Source organism: Austwickia chelonae NBRC 105200, from assembly GCF_000298175.1.
Classification (GTDB): Bacteria; Actinomycetota; Actinomycetes; order Actinomycetales; family Dermatophilaceae; genus Austwickia; species Austwickia chelonae.
Map to the genome: position 1 here is coordinate 1 of NZ_BAGZ01000018.1, position 15,698 is coordinate 15,698.

Below are 15,698 nucleotides of genomic sequence, written 5' to 3' on the forward strand. Positions count from 1 at the left end.
AAAAAACAATTGGCATCGATTTCGGCACGCTGTTGAGTTCTCAAGAATCGGTTGCCACTTCGCTTCCGGCCCTTTCAGGCCTTTCGCTCGGCGACTTCTCTAGGTTATCCTTTCTTCTGAGCGAGTGTCAAATCCGCGTTTTCTTGTTTTAAAAACAAGAAATCTCGTTTTTGCTATCCGCCCGGGACAACCCGTAAAACTTTGCCACCCTCTTTGCCTGGAGTCAAATCGGCCCTTGTGATGAACAAGGCATCACAAAGTGAGCCTCTTTTAGAGGCTTACTAGGAAGGGGATGACGCAGGTGAAACCTGCATCTACCGATGCGCTCCCGAACGGGGCAACTTGTCTAAGGTACACCGAAGGCAGGGCCGTTTCAAACTCAGGCCGCAGCCGTGTCGCGCCCCTCAGGGAAGTACATCGGGCAGGTGCGCCTCTCTATAAGAGGTGTCTTCTTAGTCCAGCTCCGCCCGACAAGTACTCAAACCCCTACCTCTCCTCCCCAACATCCATAAGGAACCGACCGGGTAAACCGGCCCCCGCGTAGGCCGTCGACGCCAGCTCGTGGGCAGCAGATGAGGAGCGCGCGTCCCTCTCCGCTCAGATCCGCCTCGAGCTTCGGCCCGGAACGGGATCCGAGGACCGGTCGGCGCACCACGCCACGCAATCTGCAGGAAGAGATTGCAGATGATTCTCAGTGTCGCTACGTTTTGCGGGTGTCTGCCCTGGCCCGTCCGGCCGTATCGACGTCCCCCCGCTGGGTCGACCATCCCGGTCGGCTCATGCTTCTCTGTTGCCTCCTGACCGTATTCCTCTGCGCGTCACTCCTGATCGCCATCTCCAGTGGAAGCGCGGTCATCCCCCTGACCGACACACTCCACTACCTCACCCAAGCCGTCACCGGCGGCGTCATCGATCGGGCCGATTTATCCGCCTACCAAATCATCTGGCAGGTCAGAACTCCCCGAGTACTCATCGCTGCCCTCGTCGGAGCCGGGCTCAGCGCCACCGGCGCCGTCATCCAGGCCATGGTCCGCAACGTCCTCGCCGACCCCTTTCTCCTCGGAGTCAGCGCCGGCGCATCCGTCGGAGCCGTCAGCGTGACCATCGGAGCAGTAGGAATGAGCTCGCTCGGGCTGAGCGCGCTGGCCACCAGCATGGGAGCCTTCTTCGTCACCGGAGGAGCCTTCGCAGGTGCATTATTCGCCAGCGCCCTCGTCTGGGCTGCGGCCTGGCAACGCGACACCGGTGTGACCCCCGTCAGGCTCGTCCTCACCGGCGTCGTGCTCGCAGCCGGATTCCACGCCATCATGAGCGTTCTCATCTACCTGGTCCCCGACACCGAATCGACAGCGACAGTCCTCTTCTGGTCGATGGGATCCTTCGGCGCCGCGTCCTGGGCCGTCCTACCCATCGTCACCGCCTTCGTCCTCCTCGGGCTGATCGCCTACCGAAGGCACGCCCAAACCCTGGACGTCCTCGCGCTCGGCGACGAAGCCGCAGCCAGCCTCGGCATCGACGTGACCTCAGCCCGTCGAACACTCTTCGTCCTGCTCTCCCTCACCACCGGCGCCGTCACCGCCGTCAGCGGCTGCATCGGCTTCGTCGGACTCGTCGTCCCCCACATCGTCCGCATGATCGTCGGCGCCACCCACGCGCGCGTCCTCGTCGTCGCACCCCTCGTCGGCGCCATCCTGATGGTCTGGGTCGACCTCCTCGCCCGCACCGTCGTCGCACCCAGAGAACTTCCCCTCAGCGCCATCACCGCCCTGATCGGAGTGCCCGTCTTCATCGTCCTGCTCCGACGCCGCGGCCACATCCTCGGGAACCGCTGATGACCGCCCACCTGAGTACCCACGGCCTCGGCATCCGGATCGGCGCCACCACCATCGTCGACGACCTCGACCTGACCGTCCCCTCAGGAGAAGTCGTCGGACTCCTCGGACCCAACGGCAGCGGCAAGTCAACCGTCCTCCGCACCGTCTACCGATCCTTGGCCCCCAGCCGAGGAACCCTCCGCCTCGACGGCAAAGAACTCACCACGATGAGCCTGCGCGAGAGCGCACGACATATCTCCGCCCTCGCCCAAGACAGCAGCTCAGACCTCGACTTCACCGTCGAAGAAGTCGTCCGCCTCGGCCGGACCCCCCACCAAAAACGCGGACGCAGCCTCACCCGAGGTGAACTCGAACTAACCGAAAAAACCATGGCGCAGATGGACATCCTCCACCTCAGACACCGAGGAATCCTCAGCCTCTCCGGCGGCGAACGCCAACGCGTCCTCATCGCCCGCGCACTCGTCCAAGAACCCCGGCTGCTCGTCCTCGACGAACCGACCAACCACCTCGACATCGCCCACCAACTACGCCTCCTCACCCTCCTCCGCAGCGGCATATGCACCGTGCTGACCGTCCTCCACGACCTCAACCTCGCCGCAGCCGCCTGCGACCGGATCTACCTGCTGGACGCCGGACACATCGTCGCCAGCGGACCACCCGAAGACGTCATCACCCCGGAAACCATCCGGACCGTCTACGGCATCGACGTCCTGGTCATCCCCCACCCGACCACCAGACGCCCCCAAGTCCTACACACGCTTGAATCCCTGGAGACCGCCACATGACCCGCCCCCGACCAACCCGCGCCGCACTCGTCCTCACCCTGGCCGCAGCCACCGCACTGACCGCATCCTGCGGAGCCAAGGTCGCCGACAACACCACCACAGCCGACGGGAAGAAGACCACCGGAGAAACCAAGGTCCAACGCTGCGGAGAAACCGTCACCTACCGGAACCCCCAACGCGTCATCGCCTACGAAGGCGGATCCGCCGACAAGATGTTCGCCCTCGGACTGACCGACCGCATCCTCGGCTACGTCATGACCCCCACCAACCCCGACCCGACGACCTCCCCCTACGCAGCCGAGTACGCCAAAGTGCCCCTGCTGTCCTCCGACCTGCTCAACAAAGAACTCGTCGTCGAGAAAAAAGCCGACATGGTCGTCGCCGGATGGAACTCCGGCTTCTCCGAGAAACGCGGCATCACCCCCCAGATCCTCGACGGACTCGGCATCGCCAGCTTCATGCACACCGAATCGTGCTTCGCCTACCCCGGAGCACCCGAAACCATGAAACCGCTGCCCGCCCTCTACGCCGACCTCGAACGACTCGGCAAGATCTTCCACGTCGAAGACCGCGCCAAAGCCAAGATCGACGAACTCAAAGAACGCATGGACAAGGTCCGCAACACCGGGAACCAGCTCCCCAACAAACCCAAAGTCTTCCTCTACGACTCCGGCACGGACCAACCCGCCACCGCAGGGAACCAGGTGCCCGTTCAGGAGATCATCGACGCAGCCGGCGGCACCAACATCTACGCAGACCTGAACCAACGCTGGACCAAAACCAGCTGGGAATCCGTCGTCGAAGCCAACCCCGACGTCATCATGGTCATGTCCTACCGGGACAAACCCGCGGCCGAGAAGATCGCCTTCCTCAAATCACACCCCGCGCTCTCCCAGGTCGCCGCAGTCAAGAACGACAAGTTCTACGTCATCGACTACAACGAATGCATCTCCGGCCCCCGCAACATCGACGGAGCCGAAAAATTCGGGGACTGGCTACAGAAGAACCGCTGAAACACCATCCACACAGAACTGCGGTCGCCCGACGGAACAACACGACATCCGCCAGGCGACCGCAGCCATCGAACCGACAGATCACTCCTTCGCCAGGGAGTCCCCCGCAGAAGCCCCCACCGCGAGTTGCCGCGTCCACCGGTACAAGCCCCAGACGACCGCAGCGAAAGCCAGCACACCGAGCCACTGAGACATCGCAGCAAAGTCCTTCCCGACCAACGCCAGCGGCTCTTCCTTACCACTGGCCGCCACGATCCCGGCGAAGACCACACCGAACAAGCTCTCACCGACGATCAGACCCGTCGCCAACAAGATGCCCATCCGCTTGCTCCGCTCCGGGTCCTCGGTACGAGCTGCCCACCGGTCGTACCCCAGGCCCAGCACCGCACCGATCGGGATGACGATCGTTGTCGCCACCGGGAGATACATACCCATCCCCACAGCCAGCGGAGGAAGACGCAGCCCCTTCCCCAGGAACCCGAGGGTCTCGTCGATCGCGACCACGACACACCCGATCAAAGCGCCGGTGCCGATCAGACCCCAGTCGAGAGAGCCGCCGAAGACCCCCTTCGCCAGCGAGGAAATCAGCGAAGCCTGCGGCGCGGGCAGCGCATTCGGGCCGGCGCCCGGCGCACCCACGAAACCGAAACTGGTGCTGATCAGATGCAGCACCGGCGGGATGACCAACGAACCGAAGACGACACCGATGACCAGAGCCACCTGCTGCTTCCACGGGGTCGCCCCGACCAGCTGACCGGTCTTGAGGTCCTGCAGGTTGTCATTGGAGATCGTCGCGACACCGAAGACCACCGCCGCTGTGAACAGCGTGTAAGCCACCAAGGCCTCGGTGTGCCCACCGGAGTCGCCGAAGACCGCCTTGATCAGCAGCGCGGCCGTGATGACCACCAGGATGCCCACACCCGAGATCGGACTGTTCGAAGCCCCGATCAGACCGGCCATGTAACCGCAGACGGACGCCACGACCAGACCGATCAACAGGATGAAGAGGATGCTGGTCAGGATCAGACCCACCGCACCCTCAGCCAGCGGCGTGCCCTGCACGAAGAGCCACAGCAGGACACCGACCGGCAGCATCGACGCCACGATCACACCGAGGACCACATTCATCGACAGATCCCGCTCCGTCTCGACGACCTGCTCGCCGCCACGACGGGCCTTGGTCGCCGCCAAGGCCTCCACCACACCGCGCACGATGGGGCCGATGATCTTGAGCAGCGTCCACACAGCGGCGACCGCGATCGTCCCGGCACCGATGAACCGCACATCCTGAGCGAAGACCGAACTCACCGCAGCCGACAACGGCTCGCTGTCGGACAGCTTGTCCGCGGAGAACACCGGCAGCAGCACGCCGTACGCGATGACCACACCGACGACCATGGCCACACCGACGGTGATACCGACCAGGTGACCCACACCGATCAGAGCCACCGACAGGCTCATCCCGAACATCGTCCCACCGGAACCCACCCGGAAAGCCGAAGCGATAGAACTGCTCACCACCTTGAACGACGCCAGCAACGACAGACCGGCCGACGCCACCGCACCGATGATGATGACCTGCAACCCACGGGCGTTCTCCTCCGCGCCCGCGCTGGTGTCACCGACACGCAGCACCTCAGCGGCAGCCACACCCTCCGGATAAGGCAGATCCGATCCGGTCACCAACGCCCGCCGCAACGGGATCGAATACATGACACCGAGAATTCCGCCCACGGCACAGACCGCGACCGTCGTCCAATAAGGGACACCGGTCCACCAGCCCACGATCACCAGACCCGGCAGGACGAAGATGATCGCAGAAAGCGTGCCGGCCGCCGAGGCGATCGTCTGCACGATGTTGTTCTCGACGACAGTGTGATCCGCGAAGAAACGGAGAATCGACATCGAAATGACCGCGGCCGGGATCGAGGTGGCGAAAGTGAGCCCCACCTTCAGCCCGAGATAGACATTCGCCGCGGTGAAGACCACCGTGATCAGACCACCGATGATGATGCCCCGAATAGTCAGCTCGCGGGGGCCCGATCTCGTCCGCGCTGTCTGTGATGTCGTGACGGGCAAGGCACTCTCCTCCTCGAGGGCGCTCCAGAACGGCAAGCTGCTCGCCTACCGACCCGGCCGTTCCCGGGCAGACACGGGTGTGGCTCCCGACGGCGACATTCATGCTAATCCTCTAAGACTGTCCGACAAGGTCATTCACGTCTTTTACGGTCTCGCGCCTCAGCCGTCGGAAACCGGGCCCCAGAATGACCAGGGCCCCTCCCCGGATAACCCGATCAGATCACTCCGCCTCGCTCACCGCTCCCTCGGCCACGACCAGATCCTGCCAGGACATACCCACCGTCTTCACGACATTCGGCCGGTCGACAGCCCGCTCCACCCGACCCAGGACCACATCGCGCAGGACATGCAGATCCGCCTCGGCAAGAGCGCCCTCCTCGATCGCCATGATCACGTCGCCGGCCTCCCGCAACGCCGTAGCCACATCCTCGACGACGACCTGCGAACGACCCAGGAGCCCCGCATCCAGTTCGCGGCGGTCCGGCTCGTGAGAACCGATCGCCACGACACAAGCACCGTCCGCCACCCATTCCCCGTCGATGACCGGCTCGGCGGACGACGTCGCACAGACCACGATCCCGGCCCGACGCACCGCCGCCTCGACATCGTCACGAGCCGTCACCGCGTCGCAGTCCAACCCCAGCTCGCGCACCTGTTCCGCGCAGGCCTCCGCCCGGTCACCCTCGACATCCACCACGCTGACATGACCGATCCGACGGATCGCAGCCATCGCCTCGGCATGGCCCCGGGCCTGCGGCCCCCCACCCACCAGGACCAGCTCGGCCACCTCGTCCGGAGCCAGCACCTCCGCTGCGAGCGCCGAAGTAGCCGGGGTCCGCAGGGCCGTCAGTGCCGTGCCGTCGAGCAGGACACTCGGGGTCAGGGTCTCGGCGTCCATCAGGACGTACCAGGCCTGGATGCGGGGAAGGCCGCGGTCGGGGTTCTTCGGGGCGACCGAAAGGACTTTCACGCCCGCGGAGGTCGACGTCGAGGAGGGCATGAGCAGGAGTTGACCGGCGCCGGCGTCGGGGCTGCTGCGCGATGGATCGAGGGCCGGGTCCAGCCCGCCCTCCACTGCTGCGCGGAGCAGGGTGCGGGCGCGGTCTGCGCTCACCCGTCGCAATACCTCGTCGGCGTCGATCCAGGTCGGTGTGCTCATCTTCTTCCTCCTACAGTCGACATCTCTTCGTCGGTGGGGCGGTCCTCGACCACGGCAAGTCGTGGTGCGAAGGACACCGAGATCGCGGAGATCACGCCGAGTGCGACGATGTACGCCGCGATCGGCCACCAGCTCCCCGACGCTTTGAACAGCCATTCGGCCAGGAGTGGCGCGGTGCCGGAGAAGACCGCTGCCCCGATCTGGTAGCCGAGGGTGATTCCGGTGTATCGCACTTTCGCACTGAAGGTTTCGGACATCAAGGTGCCCAGGGTCGCGGTGACCGGAGCCCAGGCGACTCCGAGCATCAAGGCCGAGGCCAGGTAGAAGGCCGGCATCGATCTCGTGTTGACCAGGAGGAAGTACGGGAAGGCCATCGCGGTCAGGAGTGCCACTCCGACGAGGTAGGTGCGGGTGCGGCCGACCCGGTCGGACAGTGCTCCGAAGGCGGGGATGCAGAAGCAGCTGACCAGCGCGCCGAGCAGTACGGCGTTGAGTGCGTCCTGTTTGTCGTAGCCGATCTTCATGGCGTACGACCCGATGAAGGTGACCACGATGTAGAAGGGCGCGGTCTCCACGGCTTTCGCGCCGACGGCTACGAGCACCGAGCGCCAGTGTTCGCGCAGTGTGGTGGCCAGGGGGAGTTTCTCGACGGTGCCTCCTTCCTTGACCTCACGGAAGGCGGGGGTCTCACCCAGGCCGTCGCGGATCCACAGGCCGATGACCACCAGGACGAAGCTGAAGACGAAGGGGATCCGCCAACCCCAGGTCTCGAAGGCCTGTCCGGGCAGTGTGGTGGCCAGGAGGATGGCGGCATTGCCCAGGAGGAGGCCCAGGGTCACGCCCATCTGGGGGATGGCACCGAAGAGTCCTTTGCGGCGGGCCGGTGCGTATTCGTAGGCGAGCAGTAGTGCGCCGCCCCATTCGCCGCCGATGGCGAGGCCTTGGACGATGCGGAAGAAGTACAGCAGGAGGGGTGCGGCCACGCCGATGGTCGCGTAGGTGGGCAGCAGGCCGATGGCGACTGTGCCGAGTCCCATGATGGACAGGGTCATGACGAGGGTTTTCTTACGTCCTACGCGGTCTCCGATGTGGGCGAAGACGATGCCTCCGAAGGGGCGGACGACGAAGGTCAGCAGGTTGCCCAGCCAGGCCAGCATGAGGGCGACGAAGAGGTCGTCGTTGGGGAAGAACTGTTTGCTGAAGATGATCGGGGCGACGCTGGCGTAGAGGAGGAAGTCGTACCACTCGATGGCGCTGCCGGAGAGACTGCCGATCAGCACCCGGCGGTGGGTCGCTTTCGGGTCGGGGGTCATGCGACGGGGATGCGGGTCAGGGAGCGGCGGAGGATCCGGTCGACCAGGGTGGTCGGTAGTCGGTCCAGGAGTTCACGGCCTCGGTCGAGGCGCACCGGGTAGCGGGTTCTCGCCCTGCGTGCGGTGGCCGCGTGGAAGACGGCTTCGGCCAGGACGGAAGGGTCGGAGGCCTTGGCGTCTTCTTCTGCGACCCGTGCCCTGGCTGCGCGGGCCAGGGGTTTGAAGGGTGAGTCGTCGGGGACGGCGTCGAAGGTGGCGGTGATCCGGGAGGTCATCTCGGTGCGGAAGGGGCCGGGTTGCATGAGGGTGACGTCGATGCCGACGAACATGAGTTCGCGTCGTAGTGCGTCGGCGTAGGCCTCGATGGCGTGTTTGCTCATGGCGTAGGCGCCGTTCATCGGCATGGCGTGTTGTCTGCCGGTCTCGGAACCGATGAGGATGATCCGCCCTCCTGCGCGTCGGACGAGTTGCCAGGAGGCCTGGATCGTGCGGTGGGTGCCGAGGACGTTGACGTCGAGGATGCGGTGGATGTTCTGGGTCGGGGTGTCCATGAGTGGGCCGATGCCGGTGACTCCGGCGAAGGTGGTGACGGCGTCGAGCCCGTGGGGTGTCCATTCCTCGATGCGGTGGAGTGCCTGGGTGACCGAGTCGTCCTGGGTGACGTCCATGTCCAGGGTGAGGATGTCGGCGGTGGTGCGGTTGCCGAGGTCGGGTGCGGTGAGGTCTGCGGCTGCGACGCGCCATCCTCCGGCGAGGAAGCGTTCGGCGGCGGCTGCGCCGAGTCCGCGGGCTGCTCCGGTGATGAGGATGGATCGGGTTCTGTTCTCCGGCGGGTCTTCCACCCGGGGAGCGTACGACGGTTCTTCTCGGTGGCAGCGGGTTGTTCATCGGGTTTTTCGTGGTTCGGGCGGGGTGGCGGGTTTTCTGGGTGGGGGAGGCTTGGTGGGTTCCGGCCGGTGGGCGGCTTAAGGAGCATCCCCTTCCGGCTCACCAAATCGTTAGTGACACAATCGGAGTCGCGGGCAGCCCCCTTGCGGCGGGCGCCTTTTGGGGCACCCTATGGCCCGGCTTAGTTAGGCAAGCCTTACCTTAGTGATGACGACGGCGTCAGTCCCCCACCCACCACCGACAGACGCCCACATCCGGCGTCCCTCGACGGTGGCCCCCAGGCACATCCACCACAAGGAGACACAGATGCAGGCCCCGACGGAGAGCGAGGCCACACGCGTCTCGCCTGACGGGAACCTCGACCGCACACTGCGACCGCTCCCACCCTTCCGCAACCGCCACCAACCCCTCATCGGCGCCGGCGTCATCATCGCCGCCTTCCTCTTAGGACTCCTCGCCAAAAAACCCGAGACCTTCGCCCTGTACATGGGCACCGGGCTGGCCCTCGGCTACATCCTGACCCGCAGCAGATTCGGCTTCGCCGGCGGCGTCAAACGGATCTACATGACCGGAGAAGGCAGCCTCTCCAAAGCACTCCTGCTGACCTTCGCGATCGCCGCCATCGTCACCGCAGGAATCCACTGGGCCGCAGTACAGGACGGCGCCGTCGCAGCCTGGAACGCCGGACGCGGCGACAAAGTCATCCCCGGAACCCAGGTCATCCTCGAGATCGGCCTCCCACTGATCCTGGGCGGCGTCATCTTCGGTGCAGGCATGATCATGGCCGGCGGATGCGCCTCAGGCACCCTGGCCGACCTCGGCGAAGGCGCCGTACGCGTCCTCTTCTCCCTGCCCTTCTTCATCCTCGGCTCCATCCCCGGCCACTGGCTCCGAGCCGTGATGACCGACAGCCCCGTCGGCACCGGAGTACGCGTCTACCTCCCCGACCACCTGGGCTACTCCGGAGCAGTGATCGCCACCCTGCTCGGCCTGATGGGCCTGTGGATCCTCGTCCGACGCTACGAGCAGTACCGCAAGCGCGAAGGCTACTACCAGGTCGAACAATGGGACGCCGACGAACGGTACATCCCGCAGGAAGACACCGGAAAACCGTTCCGATTCTTCAGCGCCCGCACATACCACCACCTCATGGTCACCCGGTGGGACTTCCGCACCGGCGGCATCCTGCTGGCCTTCATGTTCCTGTTCATCCTCATCACCACCAAGAAGTCCTGGGGAGTGACCAGCGCCTTCACCGTGTGGGCCGTCGCCTTCCTCGACCTCTTCGGAGTCCACATCACCCACCCGTCCTTCGCCTCGATCAACGCCTCGGCAGCCGGTGGCCTGCTGAACCACAGCGGTTCGGTGCGCGACGTCGGCATCATCTTCGGTTCGGCCTGCGCCCTGCTCCTCGCCGGGCGTTTCCGCCTCGACACGAAATTCTCCAAGGTCGACGCCTTCACCTACGCCGTCGGCGGCCTCTTCATGGGCATCGGCGCACGCCTCGCCGGCGGCTGCAATATCGGTGCGCTGTTCTCCGGCATCGGCAACCTCTCCCTGTCCGGGTGGGTCTTCGGTGTCGCACTGTTCGCCGGCGGCATCCTCGCCCTCAAGTTCTTCCACGGCCGGATCAACCTGGTCGGCCCAGAACGTCACACCCTGCCCCCCAACTACCCGCCCGTCCCGTCCGTCGAAGAGACCTCCGGCGCGAAAGACGTGCCTGCCTCGAAAGGAACCAGCGCATGAGCAAGAAGATCGTGGTCGTCGGCGGAGTCGCCGGCGGCATGTCCTTCGCCGCCCGCTGCCGACGACTCGACCCCACCGCCGAGATCGTCGTCTTCGAACGCGGACGTGACGTCTCCTTCTCCAACTGCGCACTGCCCTTCCACCTGTCAGGCATCGTCGAAGAAGCGTCCAGCCTGGTCCTGGTCACCCCGGAGACCTTCCGCCTGCGGTACAACCTCGACGTGCGCCCCCGCCACGAAGTGGTCTCCATCGACCGTGAGGCCAAGAAGGTGACGGTCCGGAAGGTCGACGACGGCACCGAATTCGAAGAGGCGTACGACGTCCTGTGCCTGTCCCCGGGGGCGAACCCGATCATCCCCGACATCCCGGGCAAGGACGCTGACAATGTCCACGTCGTCCGCAATGTCGTCGACATCGAACGTCTCAAGCCTGCCTGCGATGCCGCGGACGAGATCGCCGTGATCGGTGGCGGGTTCATCGGCCTGGAAGTGATGGAGAACCTCCGGCTGGCCGGTAAGAAGGTCACCCTCGTCGAAGCCGCCGACCAGGTGATGCTGCGCCTCGACGCCGACATCGTCCAACTGCTGCACCGCGAGATCCACGACCAAGGCGTCGACCTCGTCCTGGGTGACGCGATCTCCGGCATCGACGGCGACACCATCACCCTGGCCTCCGGACGCACCGTCACCGCCCAGACCGTCGTCATGGCGATCGGTGTCACCCCGGAGACCACCCTCGCCCGCGCAGCCGGACTCGACATCGGCACCACCGGTGGTATCAAGGTCGACCACAACTACCTCACCAGCGACCCCTCGATCTACGCGGTCGGCGACGCGGTGGAGGAATTCGGGAGGCTCACCGGGAAACCGATGCGGCTGGCCCTGGCCGGCCCGGCCCAACGGCAGGCCCGCGCCGCCGCCGACCACGTCCACGGCCGGTACAACCGGCGCACCGGAGTACTCGGATCGAGCGTCCTGCAGGTCTTCGACCTGACCGCGGCGTCCACCGGACTCAACGAGGCCGAATGCGCGGCCCAGGGCCTGAACTTCGACTCGATCTACTACATCAACGCCGAGAAGGTCGGCCTGATGCCGACGTCGACCCCGCTGCACCTGAAACTGATCTACGAAGTGCCCACCGGACGGGTCCTGGGCGCCCAGGCCGTCGGAAAACACGGCGTGGACAAGCGGATCGACGTGGTCGCCGCGCTGCTCATGCAGGGCATCACCGTGCACGATCTCGCCGAACTGGAACTGTGCTACTCGCCGCTGTACAGCACCGCGAAAGACATCCTCAACATGGCCGGATTGGTGGCCACCAACCAGCTCAACGGTGAGATCCGGCAGGTCAAGCACCGAGACATCCGCCGGCTCATCGACGAAGGCGCCACCATCATCGACGTCCGTGAACCCGACGAGTACGACCTGGGCCACATCAAGGGTGCGTTGAACATCCCGTTCAGCCAGTTCCGCGACCGGCTCGACGAGATCCCTGCCGACCGTCCGGTGTACCTGCACTGCCGGATCGGTCACCGCTCCTACTACGTGACCCGTGAACTGAACCAGATCGGCTTCCCCGAAGCGGTGAACGTGAACGGCGCCTTCCTCGGGTTGAGCAATTTCGAGTACTTCCACGACGTGGTGGGCCAGCGCGAGCGAGTGGTGACCGATTACAACTTCAGTTGAGACGAGACCGGTCGACTCCGGGGAGGCCACCCATCGGCTGACACGGGTCGACGTCGTCGCCCTGGTGGTGGGCGCGATCATCGGTTGGGGTTCGTTCACCCTGCCGGGGTCGCGCTTCCTCCAGAGCTCAGGGGTCGTCGACACGGCGATCGGGTTGGGCATCGGCGCCGTGCTGATGGTGTTCATCCAGACCGGTTACCACGTGATGATGGTGCATCACGGCGACGAGGGTGGCGAGTTCAGCTACGCCTACAAGCATCTCGGGCCGGGGGTCGGTTTCGCGGTCGGTTGGTCGTTGCTGTTGGCGTACATCAGTCTCGTCGGGTTGAACGGGACGGCGTTCGTGCTGGTTCTCAAACGCGTCTTCGGTGAGGCCGTCTCGATCGGCTATCTCTACTCGGTGGCCGGTTACCCGGTGTACGCCTCGGATGTGGTGATCGCCAGCGCCATCATGATCGTGTTCGCCTGGTTGAACATCCGCGGGTTGCGGGGGAGCGCCCGCGCTCAGAACGTCCTCGTTCTGGGGCTGGTCGCCAATGTCGTCGTCGTCTTCGTCCTGATGTTCTTCCTGGTGGATCTGGACCCGTTCACCCGGAGCTATCTGGACGGGTGGTCGGTGTCGTGGGGGCGGGTCGGAAGTGTGGTCGCGATCGTCCCTTTCTTGTTCGTCGGTTTCGACGTGATCCCTCAGGTCTCCCGGGATCTGGGGTTCGCGCCGGGCATGGCCAGTCGGTTCGCCGTCCTCGGTATCGCCTTGGGTTCGTTGTTGTATGCCGCGTTGAACACCCTGACGGGGATGGTGTTCTCCCCCGAACAGGTGTCCGCGGTGACCTGGCCGACCGGCGCCGCTGTACAGGCCGTCCTGGGGCCGGTCGGTCTGGGCGCGTTGATCCTGGCCTTGGCCGGCGCGGTGATGGGCGGCATCAACGCTTTCATGTTGTCCTCGGGCAAGTTGGCGGCGTCGCTGGCCAACCATCGTTTCCTGCCCGCGCAGTTCCTGCGTCGTAATCAGGCGGGGGTGCACGACCGGGCTGTGCTCTTGGCGTTGGGGATCGGGTTGATCGCGCCGTGGGCCGGACGCGAAGTGGTCAATTACATCGTCAACATGTGTTCGGTGCTGGCCGGGGTCGCTTATCTGTCGACCTGTCTGATCTCGACCCGGGTGGGTGACGGCGCTGAACGGTGGCGTGCTGTGGTCGGTGTGTTGGCGTCACTGGTCTTCTTGATGTTGTTGCTGTTGCCTGGCTCGCCGGGTCGGCTGGGTTCGACCGAGTTCGTCGCGCTGGCCGTATGGGTGGCGGCGGGTGTCGTGGTCTATCTGGCGCGTCGCCGGCAGGCCTGGTTGGGGCCGATCGACGAGGGGTGAACTGTGGCCTCATCGTCCACAGCTGTGAACTGCGTGGTGTCGTCACGAATCATCTGGCAGAAGAACGGAACCGATTAACACAGGTTTAGATGGGTGACAGTCCTCCCTGCGCGGGTGCAGGGTTACCAAGACCACTCTGCGAACACCATTCGGTTTGGTCTTTTTTCTGCATGATGGCTGGGTGCCGGGGCATACCACGCGACACATCGTTGATGACGACGAAGGTTGTTGCGCTGTAGTCAAACCGCTGTCAAGGCTGTAGCTGTGACGCAGGTGACACATAGCTATTGGCGCCGTATTGAGCCTGATGTCAGTCAGGAGCTACACCACTATTCCACAGCTAGATCCTTTGGCATGAGGAGTTGAAAGTGGCAAATAGACATGCATGGCATTTCGGACTATTTGCAAGTGAATTAGCAGGCTCGCTCGGCCTTCAGATTTCTCTTTTTATCATACCTTTGGCAGCCATCAAGGTGTTCGATGCGAACCCTATTCAGATCGCTACCTTGAATGTATTGGACTCAGTTGCCGCGCTGGCTTTCGGCCTGATACTCGGTCACGCGGTCGACAGTTTTGGTGGCGCACTGACTATCACAATAGCAAATATTGCCCGGGCCGTGGCCTGCATTATGGTAACCGTGTCGCTACTGTGGAGTGCACACATCTACTACTTATTCGCTGGCATGTTCGTTCTCGGAATTTCTTCGCTGATGAACGATGCAGGAGTCAGCGCAGCAGTAGTCCAGTTTGCGGGACGGTCACCGCATTCCCTGAATCGCTTAAACGCTTTACTGCGGGGGTCTGCCGTGGTAGCTAATACAGGCGGGCCAGGTATTGCCGGCGCATTACTTCTTGCCGGGGGCTTCGCCGCCGCGACTTTTGTAGGCGCACTGTCATTCACTCTTGCCGCTGGCTGTGGCCTCCTTGCTTGGAGGGTGGGACGTAGCCGCTTCGAGATACTTTCCCCTTCCATGGCTCTGGCGACCAGATCTCAGCCAGAGCCTTTGGATCCCAGCCCTTCTGCTGGTGGATCTGCACCATCGACGCTACCCGGGAGCACAACGTTTCAGGACGCAGGACCTGCTGTCGAAACATCTTCCTCGATGTCACGCGATGAGAACAGGAAGGCGCGCTCGATACTCGCAGGCCTTTCCTTCATCTGGCGGCATGGAGCACTCCGTCCCCTCACCACCTCATCTCTGCAATTCAATTTTTTCAGCGCCATATTTCAGGCAGTATTTTTATTATATTGCGTACGCACCCTGAGCCTCACCAGTACAGATTTAGCGATGATCGGAATGGCGGCAGGCGCCGGAGGGTTGCTCGGGAGTATCCTCGCGACATTTCGCCTTATTGGCGATCATGCCAGGAGGTCATATGCGATGTCTCTCATGGTTCCAGGGGGCAGCATTGCACTGATGCTGGTGGCACAGCTTGCCGGAACGGCATTTTCCCGCATATTTCTGGTAGCCATCGCTGAATTTTTATTCAGCCTGTCCATGGTCGTTTGTATTGTTCTTTTCAATACGCAAAGACAAGTCGAAAGCCCAGAGGGGTTGTTGGGACAGGTAGCAGCCGCTGAACGTGTCATTGCGCTCGGCGGTGAATTGCCAGGTGCCGCACTGGGAGGCTTCCTGGGAAGCACGGTTTCCCTTGAGGCTTCCTTGATGGTGGGCGCCGTAGGCATGATGCTCTCCGCGGTATGGGTGTGGACGATGGGCCCATGGAGCAATAGCACTGTGGGCAGCGACTAAGCAGACGTTGAGTTTGAAAAGGGATCGAGCAGGACTGGGTACACGGATGTTCAAGGCCGTGTATCAGCTGATCCA

The 15,698-nt window shown here is 63.8% G+C and carries 11 protein-coding genes; 7 read left to right on the top strand and 4 right to left on the bottom strand.

Annotation, left to right across the window (positions count from 1 at the left end):
• Nucleotides 1-713 precede the first annotated feature (713 nt).
• Genes AUCHE_RS12850 through AUCHE_RS12860 form a run of 3 tightly spaced genes read left to right on the top strand, consistent with a single transcriptional unit; the run spans nt 714 to nt 3,633 of the window.
• Entirely contained in the window at nt 714-1,832 is a 1,119-nt protein-coding gene (locus tag AUCHE_RS12850) for a FecCD family ABC transporter permease (protein WP_245706984.1), read from the top strand.
• Complete coding sequence (locus AUCHE_RS12855; protein ID WP_006503758.1) at nt 1,832-2,620, top strand: ABC transporter ATP-binding protein; 789 nt, start codon at nt 1,832-1,834, stop codon at nt 2,618-2,620. Before AUCHE_RS12850 ends, AUCHE_RS12855 begins: the two co-directional genes overlap by 1 nt.
• A complete protein-coding gene (locus AUCHE_RS12860) occupies nt 2,617-3,633 on the top strand; it encodes an ABC transporter substrate-binding protein (protein WP_006503759.1) in 1,017 nt (338 codons plus the stop codon). The genes AUCHE_RS12855 and AUCHE_RS12860 overlap by 4 nt, the downstream gene beginning before the upstream one ends.
• 81 nt (nt 3,634-3,714) lie before the next feature.
• Here AUCHE_RS12860 and AUCHE_RS12865 read toward each other — a convergent pair whose 3' ends face one another.
• The 4 genes from AUCHE_RS12865 to AUCHE_RS12880 form a co-directional block, all read right to left on the bottom strand.
• Nucleotides 3,715-5,712: an OPT family oligopeptide transporter gene (locus AUCHE_RS12865; protein WP_006503760.1), complete on the bottom strand. Its 1,998-nt coding sequence runs from the start codon at nt 5,710-5,712 to the stop codon at nt 3,715-3,717.
• A 220-nt stretch (nt 5,713-5,932) separates the two neighbouring features.
• On the bottom strand, nt 5,933-6,871 hold the full coding sequence (locus tag AUCHE_RS12870; protein ID WP_006503761.1) for an ornithine cyclodeaminase family protein: 939 nt from the start codon (nt 6,869-6,871) through the stop codon (nt 5,933-5,935).
• A complete protein-coding gene (locus AUCHE_RS12875) occupies nt 6,868-8,184 on the bottom strand; it encodes an MFS transporter (RefSeq protein WP_006503762.1) in 1,317 nt (438 codons plus the stop codon). Before AUCHE_RS12875 ends, AUCHE_RS12870 begins: the two co-directional genes overlap by 4 nt.
• Nucleotides 8,181-9,026 (bottom strand): SDR family NAD(P)-dependent oxidoreductase, encoded by an 846-nt coding sequence (locus AUCHE_RS12880; protein ID WP_006503763.1) that lies wholly within the window; start codon nt 9,024-9,026, stop codon nt 8,181-8,183. Before AUCHE_RS12880 ends, AUCHE_RS12875 begins: the two co-directional genes overlap by 4 nt.
• 352 nt (nt 9,027-9,378) lie before the next feature.
• Here AUCHE_RS12880 and AUCHE_RS12885 point away from each other — a divergent pair, with 352 nt between their 5' ends.
• The 4 genes from AUCHE_RS12885 (at nt 9,379) to AUCHE_RS16340 (ending at nt 15,623) form a co-directional block, all read left to right on the top strand.
• The gene (locus AUCHE_RS12885) at nt 9,379-10,818 is read left to right on the top strand and encodes a YeeE/YedE family protein (RefSeq protein ID WP_006503764.1); all 1,440 of its coding nucleotides are present in this window, start codon (nt 9,379-9,381) and stop codon (nt 10,816-10,818) included.
• Nucleotides 10,815-12,503, top strand: coding sequence for an FAD-dependent oxidoreductase (locus tag AUCHE_RS12890; protein WP_006503765.1), 1,689 nt, complete (start codon nt 10,815-10,817; stop codon nt 12,501-12,503). The genes AUCHE_RS12885 and AUCHE_RS12890 overlap by 4 nt, the downstream gene beginning before the upstream one ends.
• Before the next feature lie 37 nt (nt 12,504-12,540).
• Nucleotides 12,541-13,869, top strand: a complete 1,329-nt coding sequence (locus AUCHE_RS12895; RefSeq protein ID WP_281242675.1) for an APC family permease — start codon at nt 12,541-12,543, stop codon at nt 13,867-13,869.
• A gap of 368 nt (nt 13,870-14,237) precedes the next feature.
• Nucleotides 14,238-15,623, top strand: a complete 1,386-nt coding sequence (locus AUCHE_RS16340; RefSeq protein ID WP_006503767.1) for an MFS transporter — start codon at nt 14,238-14,240, stop codon at nt 15,621-15,623.
• Nucleotides 15,624-15,698 lie beyond the last annotated feature (75 nt).

What these genes read in the sequence shown, in the direction of transcription:
- AUCHE_RS12855 (WP_006503758.1), top strand. Translation starts at nt 1,832, where the DNA reads ATGACCGCCCACCTGAGTACCCACGGCCTCGGCATCCGGATCGGCGCC.
- AUCHE_RS12860 (WP_006503759.1), top strand. Translation starts at nt 2,617, where the DNA reads ATGACCCGCCCCCGACCAACCCGCGCCGCACTCGTCCTCACCCTGGCC.
- AUCHE_RS12870 (WP_006503761.1), bottom strand. Translation starts at nt 6,871, where the DNA reads ATGAGCACACCGACCTGGATCGACGCCGACGAGGTATTGCGACGGGTG.
- AUCHE_RS12875 (WP_006503762.1), bottom strand. Translation starts at nt 8,184, where the DNA reads ATGACCCCCGACCCGAAAGCGACCCACCGCCGGGTGCTGATCGGCAGT.
- AUCHE_RS12885 (WP_006503764.1), top strand. Translation starts at nt 9,379, where the DNA reads ATGCAGGCCCCGACGGAGAGCGAGGCCACACGCGTCTCGCCTGACGGG.
- AUCHE_RS12890 (WP_006503765.1), top strand. Translation starts at nt 10,815, where the DNA reads ATGAGCAAGAAGATCGTGGTCGTCGGCGGAGTCGCCGGCGGCATGTCC.